The sequence below is a fragment of the Bacteroides sp. 41_26 genome, assembly GCF_949740115.1.
Lineage (GTDB): Bacteria > Bacteroidota > Bacteroidia > Bacteroidales > Bacteroidaceae > Bacteroides > Bacteroides nordii.
The window spans coordinates 42,971-62,161 of sequence record NZ_CATJGZ010000041.1 but is presented as its reverse complement, the minus strand read 5'-3'; the positions used below and the strand labels follow the sequence as shown (position 1 = coordinate 62,161).

Genomic DNA, 19,191 nt, shown 5'->3' with positions numbered 1-19,191 from the left:
TATTCCCTTCCCAATTTATAGGCAAATATCTCACATTGTTCCTCATCCCATTGTATGTAATACCCCTCTTTATATATCTTACAAAGTATTTTTATTACCGGATAAGGTCCTTTGATACCACAGCTCCTTCAAAAAAAGGCTGCTTTCGTAGGAAAATAAACGATTCCATTAAATTCTGTTGCCATAATTATTTAGTTGAGAGTTGAAAGTTGGCTGCACGGTGTTTAAAGCTTTTATGTATTAATTAATAATTTGAGAGATTTATGAAAAAGACAGTCTGGAGTACGATTCTGAAAATGATTATTGCAGTGGCCAGTGCTATTGCAGGAGCAATTGGCGGTCAGGCAATGACGCTCTGAAATAAAAGACGATAATTGAACAAAGAAAGCTCCCGGCGGTTCCATAAAAGAGAACTGACCGGGAATTTTTTGTATTTGTATGCTATCAATTACTCTCGGGAGATACATCGGGCCAACGCTGGAAGAGATTATTAAATTTAAAATAAAATCCGTATCTTTGCACTGATAAACAAATTATCATTATGAAAAATCGAATAACCCAAGACGATTACATCAAAGCGAATCGTAAAGCCAGCCGTGAGGCTGAAATTGAGAAGTACGGTCACCCCATTTGCTATAAACGGGTGCACCAGTCAAAAAAAGTATATAACCGCAAAAAGATAAAGGCAGACGATAAGGCTCTGCCTTTTTTTTATACAATCTGCGTAAGCTTTCCGGTGAGTGAATCAATGATAAAACCATGCACACGAACATCAGAAGGAATCAGCGGATGACGAATAATAGAATCAACAGTTTCGCATACAGATTTCTCCGTATCATCAAAGCCACCCAACCAGGAATGAAAATCAACACCACAAAAGTGAATCATATCAATCAGATCCTCACGAATACCCCGGGATTTCATTCGTCCAAGGATCTCCTCACTATCCATATGATGTGCCCCGCAATCGGAATGAGCAATAACCATAATTTCCTCTACTCCAAGTTCATAAATAGCTACCAACAAACTACGGATAACACTACCGAAAGGATGGGAAATAACAGCCCCGGCATTCTTTATTATTTTTGCATCACCATTTCTCAGACCAAGAGCAGCAGGAAGTAATTCTGTCAAACGGGTGTCCATACAAGAGAGAATAGCAAGCTTCTTATCAGGGTATTTATTAGTTATATATTTTTCGTACCCCTTATTCTCTACAAACTGTTTGTTAAAAGCAATAATTTCTTCTACCATAATTTCAGTCAATTTCTAAATGTTATGACAAATGTAGTAAACATCTGCATTATATTACAACAAAACAATCGTCTTTCTTGTTGAAAAGATAAATAAAAAGATGTAAATTTGCCACAAGATGCCCTTAAAGCTTACTACATATTATCGCGGGAGTGAAATTCCCGATCTACCGGGAAAAAATACATTTCACTCTAAGGAGTTGTTTCTGATATATGAAGCAACACCAGGATATGCGCCGGTGTTTATCGTTGCAACTGACAACGGAAAACCGATAGCCAGACTGCTTGCGGGAATACGCACCAATAAAAGACTCTTTCCTCCTTCTATCGTTCGTCGTTGTGAAGTATACGGTACGGGAGAGTATCTACTGGAAGATACCACCGACAAAGAAGCCATATTTGGAGAAATGCTGGAACATCTCACCACGGAAGTACTCCGGGATTCTTTTATGATAGAATTTCGTAACCTGGATAATGCACTATTCGGATACAAACATTTCAGAGCAAACGGATATTTCCCTATCAACTGGCTGCGAGTGCGTAATTCATTGCATAGCCAAAAAACGGCAGAAGAGCGGATCAGCCCTTCACGAATCCGGCAAATTAAGAAAGGACTTAGAAACGGAGCTAAAGTGGAAGAAGCGCACTCAGTAGAAGAAATACAGGAATTCTCACACATGCTGTATAAAATATACTCATCACATATACGCAAGCATTTTCCTCACATCGAATTCTTTCGCCACATGGAAGAAAGATTGATGCATAGCGATCAGGGAAAGATTTTCATTGTACGATATAAAGAGAAAATCATTGGTGGGGCTGCGTGTATCTATTCGGGAGATAGTGCTTACTTGTGGTTCTCGGGAGGAATGCGAAAAACATATGCATTGCAATATCCTGGTATTTTGGCGGTATGGATGGTACTAAAAGATGCATACGAACGCGGATACCGACATTTGGAGTTCATGGATGTAGGGCTTCCTTTCAAAAAACACGGATATCGTGAATTCGTTCTTCGCTTCGGTGGAAAACAAAGCAGCACGCGCCGTTGGTTCCGTTTCCGGTGGGCGTGGCTGAATAATTTATTTACCAAGATATACGTTTAGAACGATTTTTCCGTTATTATCTCATTAGGCAACGATAGCGGATATGAATAAGCGTCTCTCAAATCTATTTCTATTTTTACTATTCACTTTCCCCGTCTTGGCTCAACAAGTCAAGATAGGAGGTGTCATTACTGATGAAAACGGAGAACCCGTAGAGCTGGCTACCGTACGCATAGAGGGAACAGCTATTGGCACTGTCAGTAATCTGAAAGGAAAATATTCACTTAAATTTACATCAAGAGATACAGTAACGGTGATATATTCAATGATAGGATATAACACCCGAAAACGCGTATTGGTAAATCCACAGGGAAATATCAGTATCAATATGACCCTGCCTGCTTTGGGATACGAACTGGGAGAGGTAACCATTACAGAAAGCCGCCGGCAAACCAACACAGTACAACAGATAGACATGAAAGCCAATAAACTGATGCCGGATGCGTCAGGAGGAAATATCGAGTCGATCATTGCAACGCAAGCCGGAGTAAGTTCAAACAATGAGCTGAGTTCTCAATATAATGTACGTGGAGGAAGCTTTGACGAAAATATGGTTTATGTGAACGGAATAGAAGTTTACCGCCCGTTGCTGGTACGTTCCGGACAACAGGAAGGATTAAGCTTTATCAATCCGGATATGGTGGAGAGCGTAGGTTTTTCATCGGGTGGATACGAAGCACGATACGGAGACAAAATGTCATCTGTACTGGATATCACCTATAAAAAGCCAGAGCATTTTGAAGCAACAGGAGCATTCAGTTTACTGGGAGTTTCTGCTTATGCAGGTTTTGGTAATAAGAAGTTTTCATGGACCAACAGTATCCGTTATAAAAGTAACCGCTACTTACTGGGAACGCTGGATACAAAAGGAGAATATGACCCACAGTTTATAGATTATCAAACATTTATAAGCTGGAGACCAAGTAAAAGATGGGAAGTAGGATTCATCGGGAATATATCTGAAAACAAGTATATCTTTCAACCCGAGGACCGTACCACACGATTCGGGACATTAGAATCTGCACGCGAATTCAAAGTATACTTTGACGGACAGGAACGAGATCTTTTCCGTACTTTCTTTGGTGCAGCCAATGCTACGTATAACTTTGACGAAAATAACAGCCTGACTTTCCAGGCTTCTGCTTTCCAAACCAAAGAACAGGAAACTTATGACATCAGCGGACAGTACTGGCTCAATGAGCTTGACTCCTCCGGAGAAGATTCTGATACTGAAACAGGCGAAACAATAGGGGTAGGTACATATATGGAACATGCCCGCAACTATCTTAATGCCAAAGTACAAAGTTACTCCTTTACAGGACGTCACCGCATCAAACGCCACGCCGTCCAATGGGGATTGGAGTTAAAGACCGAACGTATCAAAGACAAACTACGTGAGTGGGAAATGCGTGACTCTGCCGGATATTCATTGCCACAGGTTCCGGACGGACCGGAATTGATTTACAGTCTCTCCTCCAAAAATGATATCAATAGTAGCCGTTTCTCTCTTTATGCACAAGATAGCTATAAGTTTCAGACTGGAGCAGGGTTATTCACTCTTACAGCAGGAATCCGTGGTAGCTATTGGAGTTGGAACAAAGAATTTATCGTAAGCCCAAGAGCCTCGCTTGCACTTATCCCGAAATTCAACGAAAAGTTTACAATCCGGGTGGCAGCAGGTGTATATTATCAGGCTCCTTTTTATAAAGAATTCCGCGACACGACTATGGTAAACGGAATGGCAACCGTAACACTCAACAAGAATATCAAATCACAACGTTCCATACATTTTGTTGCCGGAAGCGATTACAGTTTCCGGGCTGTGGGACGCCCGTTCAAATTTACGGCAGAGGTGTACTATAAAGCGTTAAGCAATCTTATTCCTTATAACGTTGACAACGTTCGTGTCAGCTACTACGGACGCAATATGGCAAGCGGTTACGCAACAGGACTCGATATGAAACTGTTTGGAGAGTTCGTACCCGGAACTGATTCCTGGCTCACATTCTCAATAATGAAAACTGAAGAAAAGATAAACGGCAAATGGCTCCCCCGCCCTACCGACCAGCGATATAATCTTTCGCTCTACTTCACTGATTACTTTCCGGGAAGTACGAAATGGAAGATGAATCTTAAAGGTACTCTTGCTGGAGGACTTCCCTTCGGACCTCCTCACAGCGGACGTGAAGAAGCTGTATTCCGTACGCCTTCCTATCGCCGTGTAGACATTGGCATGTCTCGTGTTTTGATAGACAATACAGACAAGCATAAAACCGGATTCGGACGCAATATTCGCAGTATGTGGTTAGGGCTGGACGTTTTCAATTTGCTAAATATCAGTAACGTTAACTCCTATTATTGGGTGACCGACGTACACAATAATCAGTTTGCAGTGCCCAATTACCTTACATCTCGTCAAATCAACGTCAGACTGCTGATTGACTTTTGAAATTAAATGCTGAAATATTTCTTTATTAACGAAGAATTGATTTTCTTTGTGCTGGTTTAAAAGGAACCAAAAACTAATTTAAAGCCAATATAAAGAACACAGTTATGAAGATTTCACACATTGAACACTTGGGCATTGCTGTAAAAAGCATCGAAGAAGCCCTACCGTACTACGAGAATGTATTAGGTCTGAAATGCTACAATATTGAAACAGTAGAAGACCAGAAAGTGAGAACAGCTTTCCTTAAAGTAGGCGAAACAAAAATCGAACTGTTAGAACCAACCTGCCCCGAAAGTACTATTGCTAAATTTATTGAAAATAAGGGTGCTGGCGTTCACCACGTGGCATTTGCCGTTGAAGACGGCGTAGCTAATGCATTGGCAGAAGCTGAAAGTAAAGAAATCCGTCTCATCGATAAAGCTCCCCGTAAAGGTGCCGAAGGACTCAACATCGCTTTCCTTCACCCAAAATCAACACTGGGCGTATTGACTGAACTTTGTGAACACTAAAATCATTGACGATTAGACAATTTACGATTGAAATTACTATTAGCAATGTAGTAAAAGAAACTTCAATCGTAAATCGTCTAATCGTAATTTCTATAAATCCTTTAAAACAAGAAAGACTCATGAGTAACCAGCTTGAAAAAGTAAAAGAGCTTATTGAACTTCGCGCTCAGGCTCGTTTAGGTGGTGGCGAAAAGGCTATTGAAAAACAACACGCAAAAGGCAAATACACTGCCCGCGAGCGTATTGCACAACTGCTGGATGAAGGCAGTTTCGAAGAATTGGATATGTTTGTACAACACAGATGTACTAACTTTGGGCAGGAAAAAAAGCACTTCTTAGGTGATGGTGTTGTGACCGGTTACGGAACAATTGAAGGAAGATTAGTATATGTTTTCGCACAGGATTTCACTGTATTCGGTGGCTCACTATCGGAAACCATGGCACAGAAAATATGTAAAGTAATGGATATGGCCATGAAAATGGGTGCTCCTGTTATCGGTATCAACGACTCGGGTGGTGCACGTATTCAGGAAGGTATCAATGCACTTTCCGGTTATGCTGAGATTTTCCAGCGTAACATTATGGCATCAGGAGTGATCCCACAGATCTCTGGTATCTTTGGTCCTTGTGCCGGTGGTGCTGTTTACTCTCCTGCGCTGACAGACTTTACGTTGATGACTGAAGGAACTTCTTACATGTTCCTCACTGGCCCGAAAGTGGTAAAGACTGTGACAGGTGAAGACGTATCACAGGAAGACCTCGGTGGCGCAAGTGTTCATGCAACCAAATCGGGTGTAACTCACTTTACTGCCGAAACCGGTGAAGAAGGTCTGTCAATTATCCGCCACCTTCTTAGTTTCATCCCACAGAACAACCTTGAAGAAGCTCCGCTAATGGAGTGTACAGATCCTATCGACCGTATGGATGATCTTCTAAATGAGATTATTCCGGACAGCCCGAACAAGCCATACGATATGTATGAGGTGATTGGTGCTATCATCGATAATGGCGAATTCCTCGAAGTACAAAAAGATTATGCCAAGAATATTATCATCGGATTTGCCCGTATGAACGGACAATCTGTAGGTGTGGTTGCCAACCAGCCCAAATATCTGGCAGGTGTACTCGACAGCAATGCATCTCGTAAAGGTGCCCGCTTCGTTCGTTTCTGCGATGCATTCAACATTCCTTTGGTAACCTTGGTAGACGTTCCGGGATTCCTTCCGGGAACAGGACAAGAATACAATGGTGTTATTCTGCATGGTGCGAAGTTGCTTTACGCTTACGGTGAAGCTACTGTGCCTAAAGTAACTGTAACATTACGTAAATCATATGGTGGTTCACACATCGTAATGAGTTGTAAACAGCTCCGTGGCGATATGAACTATGCATGGCCAACAGCTGAAATTGCTGTAATGGGTGGTGCAGGTGCTGTAGAAGTACTGTATGCAAAAGAAGCCAAAGAACAGGAAAACCCGGCTCAGTTCCTCGCAGACAAAGAAGCAGAATATAGTAAGCTGTTTGCTAATCCATATAATGCAGCTAAATATGGCTACATTGACGATGTGATTGAACCGAGAAACACCCGTTTCCGCATCATTCGTGCATTGCAACAGTTGCAGACTAAAAAACTAACAAACCCTGCCAAGAAGCACGGTAATATTCCATTGTAACAAATAAAACCTGATTGTTATGAATAAAAAAAGAATTGGGATATTTATCGCGTTAGTAGCAATAGTTTGCTTAGGGCTGAACGCACAAAGAGCCACAAGTCTTAAAATCAACGAAGTTCTGGTAACCAATGAGCAGAATTATCAGGATGATTATGGCTTGCATAATGCATGGATAGAAATATTCAACACCTCTTTTGCCACGGTCAATATCGAAGGCTGTTTTCTGACGAACGATAAAGATAATCCGACCAAATATCCTATTCCCAAAGGGGATGTATTGACGCAGATTAAACCTCGTCAACACACTCTGTTTTGGGCAGACGGAATGCCAAATCGTGGAACGTTCCATGTGAACTTTACGCTTGACCCCAATAAGGAAAATTACATTGCTTTGTATGACTCGAACGGCAAAACATTGATTGACGAAGTTACTATTCCTGCCGGAATGCTTGCTGACCAGTCATATGCCCGCCAAGAGGACGGAAGTGCAAATTGGGTTATTAAAGGAGGAGGAGAACACAGTTATGTAACTCCGAGTACTAATAATATGACTCAGGATAAGAATGAAAAAATAGAAAACTTCAAGAAACACGATGAGGATGGTTTTGGTATGGCTATCATTGCAATGTCGGTTGTGTTTATCGGTTTGATATTATTGTATGTTTCATTCAAAATAGTAGGTAATATTGCAGTTAAACTAGGTAAGAAAAATGCAATGAAAGCAACTGGTATCACTGATAAGACAGAAGCCAAAGAAAAGAATCTGGGTAGTCATTCCGGAGAAGAAGCTGCCGCCATCGCTATGGCTCTGCACGAATTCATGAATGATGCACATGATGTTGAAGACATGATTTTGACTATCAACAAAGTAAAGCGTAGCTATTCACCGTGGAGTTCTAAAATCTACACTTTACGCCAGACTCCGAAAAGATAATTATTAACCCTAATAAATTGAAGCAATGAAACAATATAAATATAAAATCAACGGAAACCTCTACAACGTTACAGTAAACGATCCGGAGGAAAATATCGTGAGCGTTGAAGTCAACGGAACCCCTTACAAAGTGGAACTGGACAAACCGGTAAAACCTGCTGTCGCTCCGAAACCTGTAACTCGCCCCGCTGCTGCTCCAAAGACAGATAGTGGTGCACCTGTGGTACAACGCCCTGCAAACACTGGTTCCGGAAAGAAAGACGGTGTGAAATCTCCGCTACCGGGTGTTATTCTCGATATTAAAATAAAAGAGGGCGATACTGTAAAGAAAGGCCAGACCATAATCATCCTCGAAGCCATGAAGATGGAAAACAATATCAACGCACACAAGGATGGAAAGGTTGTAGAAATCAAAGTTAAACAAGGAGACTCCGTACTGGAAGGTACAGACCTCGTAATCATTGAATAATTATGGGAGATTTCTTATCATTTTTGGGGAATAACCTTGTTGACTTCTGGGGATATACGGGTTTTGCAAATGCAACGCCGGGACATCTTGTCATGCTGGTGGTTGGACTCTTTTTTATCTACCTTGCGGTAGCTAAAGAGTTTGAGCCGATGCTTCTTATCCCTATTGGTTTTGGTATCCTCATCGGTAATATTCCCTTCAACATGGAAGCCGGACTAAAAATAGGCATCTATGAAGAAGGTTCCGTACTGAATATACTCTATCAGGGAGTAACCTCCGGTTGGTATCCGCCACTCATTTTCTTGGGTATCGGAGCCATGACGGACTTCTCGGCACTGATCTCCAATCCAAAACTAATGCTGATCGGAGCTGCTGCACAATTTGGCATTTTCGGTGCTTACATCATTGCACTTCTTATGGGATTTGAGCCGAACCAGGCCGGTGCTATCGGTATTATCGGTGGTGCGGATGGTCCTACGGCTATCTTCCTTTCATCTAAGTTAGCTCCGAACCTGATGGGTGCCATTGCCGTGTCGGCTTATTCATACATGGCATTGGTTCCGGTGATACAACCGCCTATCATGCGTCTGTTGACTACTAAAAAAGAACGTGTTATCCGTATGAAACCGCCAAGAACCGTATCTCATACAGAAAAGGTTATCTTCCCGATTGTAGGTCTGTTGCTTACAACATTCCTTGTTCCTTCGGGTCTACCCTTGTTAGGTATGTTGTTCTTCGGTAATTTATTGAAAGAAAGTGGTGTAACCCGTCGTTTGGCAAATACGGCCAGTGGTCCGTTGATTGATACGATCACTATCTTATTGGGATTGACAGTAGGTGCTTCTACACAGGCTTCCGAGTTCTTAACCTGGAGTTCTGTACAGATCTTTATTCTGGGTGCTATCTCATTTATTATTGCTACAACAGCTGGTGTTCTATTTGTGAAATTCTTCAACATCTTCTTGAAGAAAGATAATAAGATCAATCCGCTGATTGGTAACGCAGGTGTATCTGCCGTTCCTGACTCTGCACGTATCTCACAGATTGTAGGTCTGGAATATGATCCGACCAACTACCTGTTAATGCATGCTATGGGTCCGAACGTGGCAGGTGTTATCGGTTCAGCAGTTGCAGCCGGTATCTTGCTGGGATTCCTTATGTAAACCATCATTTAATTATCAAAAGAGTAAAGGCGTTCTCTGCATGCAGAGGGCGCCTTTATTGCATGCAGTCAACTCCTAAACGCCCTCCCCGGCACAACAATGAAAACGTTTGCATAAATATATAAGAGGCAGCAGGAAAAGAAAATAACTCATTTCAGGAATTTGTCCTATATTAGCATCGGTAAAATCCATAACACACTACTATCATGAAAAAATTGTTATTTATCTTAGGTTCTTTTCTACTGTCTCTTAATACTTATGCAGCTATGAATGTGAACAAAATTGACCCACCTTTCTGGTATGCTGGCATGAAGAATCCGGAACTCCAGCTTATGGTTTACGGTGAAGGTATTGGTGATGCCTCCGTATCCGTCAACTACCCCGGAGTATCACTCAGCAGCACCGTAAAGCTGGAAAGTAATAACTATCTGCTCGTTTACCTGCACCTGGACAAAGAGGTGAAACCTGGTAAATTACCTCTCACTTTTACTATCGGAAAAAAGAAACTGGTAAAAGAATACGAACTGAAGGCACGCAGTAAAAAGGGATGCGACCACAAAGGTTTCGATGCATCCGACGCTCTCTACCTGTTGATGCCGGATCGTTTTGCAAATGGAAATCCAGACAATGATAATATTCCGGGTATGTCACCTTATAAAGTAGATCGTAATGACCCCAACGCCCGTCATGGCGGTGATCTGGCGGGTATCGAGCAACACTTGGATTATTTTGAAGATTTAGGTGTAACCGCTCTTTGGTTTACTCCGGTACTGGAAAACAATATGGAAGGTGGTTCCTATCATGGCTATGCTACTACTGATTATTACAAAGTTGACCCACGTTTCGGGACAAATGAGGAATATCGCCAACTCATTGCCAAATCTCACGAACGTGGTATAAAGATTGTGATGGATATGATTTTCAACCATTGCGGTGTAGAACACCCCTGGATAAAAGACATGCCGTCAAAGGATTTCTTCAATAATCCTGATCATGAGAAAAACTTCGTGCAAACCTCTTTCAAACTAACTCCGCACGTTGACCCATATGCCTCTAAATATGACTTCGATCAGATGAACGATGGCTGGTTTGTGACGGTAATGCCCGACCTGAATCAGAAGAATCCACATGTTTATAAGTATCTGGTACAAAACAGTTTCTGGTGGATAGAATATGCCAATATTGACGGTATCCGTATGGATACATATCCGTATGCAGATTACAATGCCATGAGTAACTGGATGAAGGAACTGAATGAAGAATATCCCAACTACAACACAGTAGGAGAAACATGGGTGACAGAACCGGCTTATACAGCCTGGTGGCAGAAAGATTCAAAGCTGTCGGCTCCTCAAAACAGTAATCTGAAAACAGTTATGGATTTCAGTTTCTTTGATAAGATCAATACAGCAAAGAATGAACAAACAGAGACTTGGTTTAAAGGCCTGGACCGCGTATATAACAGTTTTGTTTACGATTTCCTCTACCCTAACCCGGCTTCCGTACTGGCATTCATCGAAAACCATGATACAGACCGCTTTCTGGGTGAAGGTGATAACTTGGCTATGCTGAAACAAGCCTCTACCCTATTATTGACTACACGCCGTATCCCGCAACTGTATTATGGAACAGAAATCATGATGAACGGAGTAAAGAGTAAAAGCGATGGTTATGTACGTAAAGACTTTCCCGGCGGATGGGCAGGTGATAAAGAGAATGCACTGACAACCGAAGGACGTACTAAATTGCAGAACGAATGTTACAACTTCTACAAAACATTGCTGAACTGGCGTAAAGGCAACGATGTGATTGGTAAAGGCAGTATGACACAATTCATGGTACAAAACGGTGTATATGCTTATGCCCGCCAATATGAAGGTAAAACCGTATTTGTAATGCTAAACGGTACAGATAAAGAAACAACTTTGCCACTGACTTTCTACAAAGAAATTCTAAAAGATAAGGTACAAGGAAAAGACATCCTGACCGGAAAGATAATCAATCTAAACGGTGAACTGAAAATGGCACCGAGAGAGTCTCTGGTAATAGAGCTATAAAGTAACTAACCGGCAAAGCCTGAAACTTTCACTGAAACTATTCAAGAAAGAGAAGGAATATAATCCGGGAAAAGTTTGATATATCTCTTTTTTATCGTATCTTTACAAACATACTAATAAAGTAGTTTCAGTTAAACTGCAATAGACCGGAGAGGCGATGGCTTCTCCGGTCTTTTTTTGTATATACTCTCAGAAATCCTCTTACAAAGGGTACATATCGCCCATATACTATCGGGAAACATGAAATATGCCGGTAGCAAACCGAACATTTACCGTAATCAAAAATAGTTTTTCCCGGTATAAAAAAAAGGTTTCTCCTATTCTTATCAAAGAGCACACATTTTGCAAAAAAAAAGAGGATTAGAGTATTAACAATAAGTAAACTTACCCTTGATAATATAGTCAAATATTTGACTATTTCCTAAAAGAAAACACTACCTTTGCATCCGATTCTAAAATAGCAAAACAATGGCAAATAGTGAACCGGCAAGAGAGCTTATTTTGCAAATGCTCCACACCCGAATGGCATTCCGCCAAACCATCCAACGAGTATTGAAAGCGGGTAATATTGATATGACCTTCGAAATGCTACAAGTCATGCACTGCCTTTGGAAAAATCAAGGGATCAGCCAACAAAGCCTGGCGGAACAAACCGCCAAAGATAAAGCCTGCCTGACCAACCTGATAAATAACCTCGAAAAAAAAGGTTGGGTCATACGCCGGGAAGATCCGGAAGACAAACGTAGCCGGTTGGTATACCTCACCGAATCGGGCGAGAAACTGGCACAGAGAGTCAATCCTCTCACCAAAGGTGTCTATAAAGAGATAGAGCAACACATCTCTGAAAAACAGATACAATCCTGCCTTGCCGGGATGAATAAAATAACAGAGATACTCAATAAGATATAGTTTATGTCTACATTACACAAAAAACAAGCCAGACTGAAAAAGCTGAAAATCAGAAATATTACCCTTAATACTGTATGTATTTGTCTGGCAGTGACAGGTATTGTATGGACAGTAAATTACTTCTGGAGATATGCCAATTATGAAATTACAAATGATGCCATGGTAGACCAGTACATTGCTCCGCTCAACATACGTGCCAGCGGATATATCAAAGAGGTGCGCTTTACCGAGCATCAGCATGTAGAAAAGGGGGATACTCTCCTCGTACTCGACGACCGGGAATACCGCATCCGTCTGAAAGATGCCGAAGCAGCCCTAATGGATGCACGCGGTTCAAAAGATGTACTCAGTTCGGGCATCGAAACATCGCACATGAATATTGCTGTACAGGATGCCAATATAGCCGAAACCCATGCCCGACTCTCACAACAGGAAACGGAACTTCACCGTTATGCCAGCCTTATAAAAAAGCAAGCCGTCAGTCAGCAGGAATACGAACAAGCAAAAGCAAACTACGAAGCCAGCAAAGCACGCTACGAAGCATTGATGAGGCAGAAAGACTCTGCCAGTTCACAATACTCGGAAACAAGTAAAAAGAGTATCGGCATCGAGGCCAACATCCTCCGTAAAGAGGCAGAAGTGGAAATGGCACAACTCAACTTATCTTACACCGTAGTCACTGCTCCTTATGAGGGGTATATGGGACGACGTACGCTGGAACCCGGACAATTCGTACAAGCCGGGCAAACACTTTCATATCTTGTACGCAGCAATGACAAATGGATTACAGCAAACTATAAAGAAACTCAAATTGACCACATCTTTATCGGGCAAAAAGTACTCATCAAAGTAGATGCTCTGAAAGGACAGATTTTTGAAGGAAAAGTAACAGCTATCTCCGAAGCTACCGGTTCCAAGTATGCACTGGTTCCTACAGACAATTCTGCAGGTAACTTTGTCAAGGTACAACAACGTATTCCTGTCCGCATAGAGTTTACTAACGCTTCATCACAGGAAATGAAACGTTTACGTGCCGGAATGATGGTAGAAGCAGAGGCACTAAAGCAATAATTCCATGGTAAAGCTCAATCTCCCCCTTCGTCCCTGGGTTCCCCAATGGTTGGGTATCGTCACCATGTTTGTCATTATGCTGCCCGTCATGATGCTGAACGGAGCTTATACGGGAAGTATCGTAGAGGTTAGCAATACACTGGGCGTACTTAGCGAAGACATTACAATGGGGTATTATGCTACCTCAATAGGTATGGCAGTAGCCTACCCCATCGTACCAAAATTCCGCGCCATAGCTACTCCTAAAACACTCTTACTGACTGACCTGCCCCTGCAAATTCTTATCAGTCTCTTTTGCGCACATGTCACCAACATGGATATCATCATCGTATGTAGTTTCTTCATTGGGTTTCTCAAAGCCTTCATCATGCTGGAATTCATCATACAAGTCCGTCCCTTTTTCAGCCCAAAGAACGTACGCAGTGAGTTCTATGCTTATTTCTACCCGCTTGTTTTTGCAGGTGGGCAAATTTCAATAGCCATCACAGCACAACTGGCCTATTACTATCAGTGGCAGTACATGTATTACTTCGTATCTATGCTGATGATGATTGCCATCCTATTTATACTCTGTTTTTTCCGTTATGCCCGCCGCCCCACATGTATCCCTCATAAAGAAATAGACGGAAAAAGTATTCTGATCATCTCCACTACCTTACTGATGACAATTTATATATTCACGTACGGCAAAACACTCGACTGGTTCGACTCTCCCCGGATATGTATCTACTCCCTGATTATCCCCCTCCTTGCAGGGCTCTTTATCTATAGGCAGCGAACACAAGAAAAGCCCTACGTCAGCCTGAAACCTCTCAGCAAACACAAATCTATTATCGGATACATTTTCATGGTACTGGTTATGTTCTTTTCGGCTACCAGTTCGCTCATCACCAACTACATGAACAGTATCATCCGTATAGACAGTGTACATACCAATGCACTCAATCTATGGTTACTGCCCGGTTTTATCCTGGGAGCTATCATCTGCTTCTGGTGGTTCAGATGGCAACGCTGGCGGTTTCGTTTCCTCATTGGCGGAGGCATGTTTTGTTACGTCATATATCTGAGCATACTTTATTTCGGTATAACCTCCTACAGCACATACGAAATGCTTTTTATCCCGATGATTCTCCGTGGACTGGGCATGATGACGCTTTTCATCGCCTTTGGCGTATATGTGGTAGAAGATCTCGATCCCCAATTAATGCTCTCCAATGCTTTCTTTCTAATTACGTTCCGGTCGGTACTTGCACCGGTACTCTCGGCCTCATTTTTTAGCAATATGCTCTATCGCCTGCAAATACAGGACATGAACATTCTGGCTGAAAACATGACCTTGACTAATCCCACTACAGCGAGCCGTTATACTCAGGCATTGAACAGCGCACTGACACAGGGGCATGATTTCAGCGAAGCAAGTCAGATAGCAACCAATGGATTCTATTCTATCCTTCAACAACAAAGTCTGTTACTCGGATTGAAAACAATTTTCGGCTATGTACTGATAGCAGCATTGGCAATCGCCATTATCTGTTGCTTTATTCCATTCCACAAAACGATAAAGGTGGCAGTAGTAAAAACGGGAGATGATATGGTATAAATAATAGAGACTGCTCCCTTACGCTAAGAGAACAGCCTCTATCTTCTTAATTCTTCACCAGAATCGGCTAACAGTAGTAACAATGAGAAGGTATCGGATAATAACATCCACCGATTCATTTCTTTTTTCTTCTGAAAAAAGGTATGCTCACCAAGCAAAAAGTGATTTCTTAGAAGATTTCTCTATATATTTGTGTGTGATGCGCTCTACAGCGAACCAGAAACAATTCAGCCATCATTAAGCAATCAGATAACAATCTAAAAATGCAATAGAGTGAGAAATGAAGTAAATCGCTGATATTCGGTGTTATATGCCGAATACCGCAATGGATTGCTAAGTGGTGAAAATGCAGTTTTTAGTGGTTTTAAGAACCGGATACGTTACGATTGCGTTAGCAGTTTCTCTGAATGCAAGATGGTGTAGTTTGTAACAACTAACTATTTGATAGTAAGATTACTATTCGCCATTTTGCGTATGTCTTGATAGCGTTCCCTTGCTCGTGATAAAGTAATTTTGTGACTTAAAAATCACAGTAAAATTTATTATTATGGGTAACGAACTAAAAGTTAGTTTTTATCTCCGGCACAAAGAGATAAAAAAGGATGGGACCGTTCCAATCATGGGGCGCATAACCATCGGCAAGCAAATGGCACAATTTAGTGCCAAATTAAGTGTTGCTATATCCCTATGGGATATTAAAGCAGCAAGAGCATTGGGCAAAAGCAAAGTAGCCACGGAGCTAAATCGTGCCTTAGACAAGATAGTGGTAGCTATTCACACAAGCTACGAAGAATTAATCGATCGAAAAGGCACGGCAACTCCCAAGGAAGTGGCAGTAGCCTTTCAAGGTATGGCATCAGGGCAAGAGTCCTTGCTCGGTTATTGCGATAAATTCCACAAAATGATGCTTCAGCGTGTCGGCATCAACCTTAAAGCAAAGAGTTGCGAACAATATCGCATAGCCTTTAAATATCTGAACGAGTTTATAAAGGCTAAGTATAATCTTAAAGACATCTCATTTGGTGCGTTGGATTACTCCTTCATTGAGAAATTCGACCATTATCTGCGCATAGAGCGAAAATTTAAACCGAATAGCGTGGTTGGTATCATCGGTCGTATTAAACTAATGATAAGACGTGCAATTACAGATGATGTAATTGTGTTTGACCCATTTATATCATTCCGCTCAGAGGGAGAAGAATCGAAGCCCAAGACATTAACACGTCAGGAGCTTACGCAGATTATGACTACACCTCTTGATATTCCAAGCAGGTATCTGGTGAGAGACCTATTTCTATTTTCAGCCTTTACAGGCATATCGTTCAGCGATATTCGTAACTTAACGTATAGCGACCTCACCAAAAATGATGATGGGACAGTCTGGATTCATTCCAAACGTATGAAAACAGGTGTTGAATTTCACGTCCCGTTATTAGACTTGCCTATCAAATTGATTGAAAAATATCGAGGTTCAACAGATGGCGAACATCTATTCAGAATGTTGAGCAATGTAAAGACCAATTTACACCTGAAAAAGATAGCTCAAATGTGCGGTATAGAGAAGTGTCTCTGCTTTCATGCAGCCCGACATTGCTATGCTTCGGTAATCACTCTATCTCAAGGTATTCCGATGGAGACCGTCAGTCGGATGCTGGGACACAGCACAATAAAATCCACTCGTATCTATGCTCAAATATCATACGAGAAAGTGGATAGCGACATGAGGCGACTCGCCAAGAATATCAAAGGAAAATATCATTTAGCGAACTTATAAGATGGAAAAAGTAAAGTATAGCACCTTTGCGGTGATGTTTTACATCAACAAAGGGCGAATCAAGAAAAACGGCACAACCACCGTTATGGGGCGTATATCCGTTAGCGGTGAGATGGTTCAATTCTCAACTAAGATTGACGTAGCCCCTGCCCCTTGGGATGCTAAAAGGTATTGCCTGAAAGGGCGAGAGCGTGAGTCAATTGAAATCAATGACAAATTGCAAGAGCTAACAGATGCTATCACCGGCTATCACAAGGATTTTATCAAACAGCAGGGATATGTAACAGCCGAGCTTCTTAAAAACAGAGTTTGTAACATAGGACAGAAAACCGATATGTTACTTGCACTCTTTCGGGAGCATAATGAGCAATACAAACAGATGGTTGGGGTGAATAGAGAGGAGAAAAGCTTTCTGATATACCACTATGCGATTAACCACATTGCGGATTTTGTAAAAGCCCAATATGATGCAGAGGATATAGAGCTAATCAAATTGAATCTGAGATTCTTAGAGGATATGATGCTCTTTTTAAGAGGCGAAAAGAGATTATCAATAAATACAGCCAATGGGATTGCTATTTCACTCAAGCGAGTTATCAAACGTGCCATAAACCAAGGGACACTACGCAAAGATCCGTTTGTTGGATATAAGTTTGATGTAGTAGCACCGGAGTGTCGCCATCAAATAGAAGAGGACTTGCACAAGCTGATGACAACGGAGATTAAATCCAAAGCCCTATGTTTTAGTCGTGATATGTTTATATTCTCCACGTTTACAGGCACTTCGTTTTCGGATGTCGTGAAATTGACGGATAAAAATATAGGCATTAACAATAGAGGTGATAAATACCTCTCTTTCAATCGACAAAAGACGGGTACAGAATGTTATGTTCCCCTGCTTGATATTCCGTTGAAAATCATTGAAAAATATCGGAGCGAGCGTAAAAGCGAAAGGCTTTTTAATATGACTACGTGGGCTACAATGTATGAGAATCTGGGTAAGATGCAGAAGCTTTGCGGACTAAAAGAGCCAATCTCATACCATCAAAGTCGCCATAATTTTGGAACACTGATTACCCTCCTTAACGATGTACCTATTGAGACGGTTGCTAAGATGATGGGACATAAAGATTTGAAAACTACCGAAATCTATGCTCGAATGAGTAACAAAAAGGTGGGTGATGATATGAAGCGAATAGTGGGGAGTTGCAACAGTAAATTTAAAGTCTTTGAAGACAAGGATATGCCCATAGTGGAGGATTATAATTATTTTGAATTTAGAGATAGATATGAAAAGAGATATTGTAATAATCAGTGATAATGGCAAGGTAAACGTACCTGCCAATGTGCAGATGCGTGATTTTGAGATTGCCGAACTGTTCGGAGTGATGCTGCCTACGGTGAAAGGAAAAATTAAAACCCTGCTTAAAAATCGTCATTTTAACAACTGTAGCTATAATGTTGTTTCGGGCAGCAGTCTAATTCCAGAATATTTTGACCTTGAGATGGTTGTGGCTATTGCATTCTCTGTTGATAGTTGTCAGGCTGGCATATTTCGTGAATGGATAATGCGTAAGATTATGCAGAGCAATACACCACCAATATACATTGGAATGAATGAGCTGAAAGCAAAAGATAATTTTTTCAATTAATCATATCAATCCCCCTTGCTGCTATGACAAAGGGAGTATTTCGCACGAAATAGCCAAGCCCAAGCCCTAAAGGGTTACTTCTTACAGTCGTAAAGCTTGTCTAATTCTTAGCTAAATACAATTTAAAGTCATAGCAGCAAGGGCGACCGATATGACGGATAAAACTTAAAATAAAAGCGATGAACGGTAGATTCTTCAATCTCCGCTCATCGCTTTTATCTGTTAATGTTGCAGCTTCAGACTCCCTCTAATCAGGATAAATTTATTCGCACCTACTGCCATGACTTTAGGTAGTGCTTTTCGAGGAATTTTTGAATATCCGACTCTCGATAGAGGATTTTGCCCTTTTTCTCAAACTGGATGTAATCAATCTTGCCGCTACTTCGCCAATCCTGTGTGGTTCTGTCACTGACTTTAAGCATCTCGGTAAGTTCAGCATCCGTAACATAATGTTCACCGCCAAATCGTGGAGCATGGCTCTTAGATAAATTATCTAAAGCCCCCATCATGCGGTCAATAGTAGAGAGAAACCTTGTTACTCTCTCACTCTGCTGTGTGATAATCTCCGACAT

Annotated in this window: 18 protein-coding genes and 1 pseudogene; 16 read left to right on the top strand and 3 right to left on the bottom strand. The window is 41.5% G+C overall.

Going from position 1 to position 19,191, the window contains the following annotated elements; translation table 11 throughout:
• A pseudogene (locus QX565_RS01685) lies at positions 1-185 on the bottom strand (Lin1244/Lin1753 domain-containing protein); the annotation flags it as partial.
• Between the two features lie 78 nt (positions 186-263).
• Between QX565_RS01685 and QX565_RS01680 the strand changes: the two are divergent.
• Positions 264-359 (top strand): smalltalk protein, encoded by a 96-nt coding sequence (locus tag QX565_RS01680; RefSeq protein WP_221649818.1) that lies wholly within the window; start codon positions 264-266, stop codon positions 357-359.
• A gap of 182 nt (positions 360-541) precedes the next feature.
• On the top strand, positions 542-793 hold the full coding sequence (locus QX565_RS01675; RefSeq protein ID WP_289290898.1) for a hypothetical protein: 252 nt from the start codon (positions 542-544) through the stop codon (positions 791-793).
• On the opposite strand, the gene QX565_RS01670 is transcribed toward QX565_RS01675, so the two are convergent.
• Positions 712-1,254 carry a beta-class carbonic anhydrase gene (locus QX565_RS01670; protein WP_289290896.1) on the bottom strand — a complete coding sequence of 181 codons (543 nt, stop codon included), beginning with the start codon at positions 1,252-1,254 and terminating at the stop codon, positions 712-714. The two genes, QX565_RS01675 and QX565_RS01670, sit on opposite strands and share 82 nt — an antisense overlap.
• 118 nt (positions 1,255-1,372) lie before the next feature.
• Between QX565_RS01670 and QX565_RS01665 the strand changes: the two genes are divergently transcribed.
• The 14 genes from QX565_RS01665 to QX565_RS01600 all read left to right on the top strand — a co-directional run bounded on the left by QX565_RS01665 (position 1,373) and on the right by QX565_RS01600 (position 18,619).
• Positions 1,373-2,359 (top strand): GNAT family N-acetyltransferase, encoded by a 987-nt coding sequence (locus QX565_RS01665; RefSeq protein ID WP_221649821.1) that lies wholly within the window; start codon positions 1,373-1,375, stop codon positions 2,357-2,359.
• A gap of 43 nt (positions 2,360-2,402) precedes the next feature.
• Positions 2,403-4,808 carry a TonB-dependent receptor gene (locus QX565_RS01660; RefSeq protein WP_221649822.1) on the top strand — a complete coding sequence of 802 codons (2,406 nt, stop codon included), beginning with the start codon at positions 2,403-2,405 and terminating at the stop codon, positions 4,806-4,808.
• A 104-nt stretch (positions 4,809-4,912) separates the two neighbouring features.
• Positions 4,913-5,317 carry a methylmalonyl-CoA epimerase gene (gene mce / locus QX565_RS01655; protein ID WP_002561104.1) on the top strand — a complete coding sequence of 135 codons (405 nt, stop codon included), beginning with the start codon at positions 4,913-4,915 and terminating at the stop codon, positions 5,315-5,317.
• A 119-nt stretch (positions 5,318-5,436) separates the two neighbouring features.
• Positions 5,437-6,990, top strand: a complete 1,554-nt coding sequence (locus QX565_RS01650; protein ID WP_221649823.1) for an acyl-CoA carboxylase subunit beta — start codon at positions 5,437-5,439, stop codon at positions 6,988-6,990.
• A 19-nt stretch (positions 6,991-7,009) separates the two neighbouring features.
• Positions 7,010-7,924 (top strand): OadG family transporter subunit, encoded by a 915-nt coding sequence (locus QX565_RS01645; RefSeq protein ID WP_221649824.1) that lies wholly within the window; start codon positions 7,010-7,012, stop codon positions 7,922-7,924.
• A gap of 25 nt (positions 7,925-7,949) precedes the next feature.
• The gene (locus tag QX565_RS01640) at positions 7,950-8,393 is read left to right on the top strand and encodes an acetyl-CoA carboxylase biotin carboxyl carrier protein (protein ID WP_221649825.1); all 444 of its coding nucleotides are present in this window, start codon (positions 7,950-7,952) and stop codon (positions 8,391-8,393) included.
• Positions 8,394-8,395: 2 nt separating this feature from the next.
• Complete coding sequence (locus QX565_RS01635; protein ID WP_221649826.1) at positions 8,396-9,556, top strand: sodium ion-translocating decarboxylase subunit beta; 1,161 nt, start codon at positions 8,396-8,398, stop codon at positions 9,554-9,556.
• 206 nt (positions 9,557-9,762) lie between these two features.
• Positions 9,763-11,613 carry a glycoside hydrolase family 13 protein gene (locus QX565_RS01630; protein ID WP_221649827.1) on the top strand — a complete coding sequence of 617 codons (1,851 nt, stop codon included), beginning with the start codon at positions 9,763-9,765 and terminating at the stop codon, positions 11,611-11,613.
• A 468-nt stretch (positions 11,614-12,081) separates the two neighbouring features.
• Positions 12,082-12,522, top strand: a complete 441-nt coding sequence (locus QX565_RS01625) for a MarR family winged helix-turn-helix transcriptional regulator (protein ID WP_289290891.1) — start codon at positions 12,082-12,084, stop codon at positions 12,520-12,522.
• Between the two features lie 3 nt (positions 12,523-12,525).
• Positions 12,526-13,593, top strand: coding sequence for an HlyD family secretion protein (locus tag QX565_RS01620; protein WP_289290889.1), 1,068 nt, complete (start codon positions 12,526-12,528; stop codon positions 13,591-13,593).
• 4 nt (positions 13,594-13,597) lie between these two features.
• Positions 13,598-15,193, top strand: coding sequence for an MFS transporter (locus QX565_RS01615; protein ID WP_289290888.1), 1,596 nt, complete (start codon positions 13,598-13,600; stop codon positions 15,191-15,193).
• A 547-nt stretch (positions 15,194-15,740) separates the two neighbouring features.
• Positions 15,741-16,967 (top strand): site-specific integrase, encoded by a 1,227-nt coding sequence (locus QX565_RS01610; protein WP_289290887.1) that lies wholly within the window; start codon positions 15,741-15,743, stop codon positions 16,965-16,967.
• Between the two features lies 1 nt (position 16,968).
• Positions 16,969-18,285, top strand: a complete 1,317-nt coding sequence (locus QX565_RS01605) for a site-specific integrase (protein WP_289290886.1) — start codon at positions 16,969-16,971, stop codon at positions 18,283-18,285.
• A complete protein-coding gene (locus QX565_RS01600) occupies positions 18,257-18,619 on the top strand; it encodes a hypothetical protein (RefSeq protein WP_289290885.1) in 363 nt (120 codons plus the stop codon). The genes QX565_RS01605 and QX565_RS01600 overlap by 29 nt, the downstream gene beginning before the upstream one ends.
• Positions 18,620-18,891: 272 nt before the next feature.
• On the opposite strand, the gene QX565_RS01595 is transcribed toward QX565_RS01600, so the two are convergent.
• Complete coding sequence (locus QX565_RS01595) at positions 18,892-19,191, bottom strand: helix-turn-helix domain-containing protein (protein WP_289290884.1); 300 nt, start codon at positions 19,189-19,191, stop codon at positions 18,892-18,894.

What these genes read in the sequence shown, in the direction of transcription:
- QX565_RS01600 (WP_289290885.1), top strand. Translation starts at nt 18,257, where the DNA reads ATGAAAAGAGATATTGTAATAATCAGTGATAATGGCAAGGTAAACGTA.
- QX565_RS01640 (WP_221649825.1), top strand. Translation starts at nt 7,950, where the DNA reads ATGAAACAATATAAATATAAAATCAACGGAAACCTCTACAACGTTACA.
- QX565_RS01615 (WP_289290888.1), top strand. Translation starts at nt 13,598, where the DNA reads ATGGTAAAGCTCAATCTCCCCCTTCGTCCCTGGGTTCCCCAATGGTTG.
- QX565_RS01680 (WP_221649818.1), top strand. Translation starts at nt 264, where the DNA reads ATGAAAAAGACAGTCTGGAGTACGATTCTGAAAATGATTATTGCAGTG.
- QX565_RS01665 (WP_221649821.1), top strand. Translation starts at nt 1,373, where the DNA reads ATGCCCTTAAAGCTTACTACATATTATCGCGGGAGTGAAATTCCCGAT.
- mce (WP_002561104.1), top strand. Translation starts at nt 4,913, where the DNA reads ATGAAGATTTCACACATTGAACACTTGGGCATTGCTGTAAAAAGCATC.
- QX565_RS01625 (WP_289290891.1), top strand. Translation starts at nt 12,082, where the DNA reads ATGGCAAATAGTGAACCGGCAAGAGAGCTTATTTTGCAAATGCTCCAC.
- QX565_RS01635 (WP_221649826.1), top strand. Translation starts at nt 8,396, where the DNA reads ATGGGAGATTTCTTATCATTTTTGGGGAATAACCTTGTTGACTTCTGG.
- QX565_RS01610 (WP_289290887.1), top strand. Translation starts at nt 15,741, where the DNA reads ATGGGTAACGAACTAAAAGTTAGTTTTTATCTCCGGCACAAAGAGATA.
- QX565_RS01645 (WP_221649824.1), top strand. Translation starts at nt 7,010, where the DNA reads ATGAATAAAAAAAGAATTGGGATATTTATCGCGTTAGTAGCAATAGTT.
- QX565_RS01660 (WP_221649822.1), top strand. Translation starts at nt 2,403, where the DNA reads ATGAATAAGCGTCTCTCAAATCTATTTCTATTTTTACTATTCACTTTC.
- QX565_RS01595 (WP_289290884.1), bottom strand. Translation starts at nt 19,191, where the DNA reads ATGTCGGAGATTATCACACAGCAGAGTGAGAGAGTAACAAGGTTTCTC.
- QX565_RS01620 (WP_289290889.1), top strand. Translation starts at nt 12,526, where the DNA reads ATGTCTACATTACACAAAAAACAAGCCAGACTGAAAAAGCTGAAAATC.
- QX565_RS01675 (WP_289290898.1), top strand. Translation starts at nt 542, where the DNA reads ATGAAAAATCGAATAACCCAAGACGATTACATCAAAGCGAATCGTAAA.
- QX565_RS01650 (WP_221649823.1), top strand. Translation starts at nt 5,437, where the DNA reads ATGAGTAACCAGCTTGAAAAAGTAAAAGAGCTTATTGAACTTCGCGCT.
- QX565_RS01630 (WP_221649827.1), top strand. Translation starts at nt 9,763, where the DNA reads ATGAAAAAATTGTTATTTATCTTAGGTTCTTTTCTACTGTCTCTTAAT.
- QX565_RS01605 (WP_289290886.1), top strand. Translation starts at nt 16,969, where the DNA reads ATGGAAAAAGTAAAGTATAGCACCTTTGCGGTGATGTTTTACATCAAC.
- QX565_RS01670 (WP_289290896.1), bottom strand. Translation starts at nt 1,254, where the DNA reads ATGGTAGAAGAAATTATTGCTTTTAACAAACAGTTTGTAGAGAATAAG.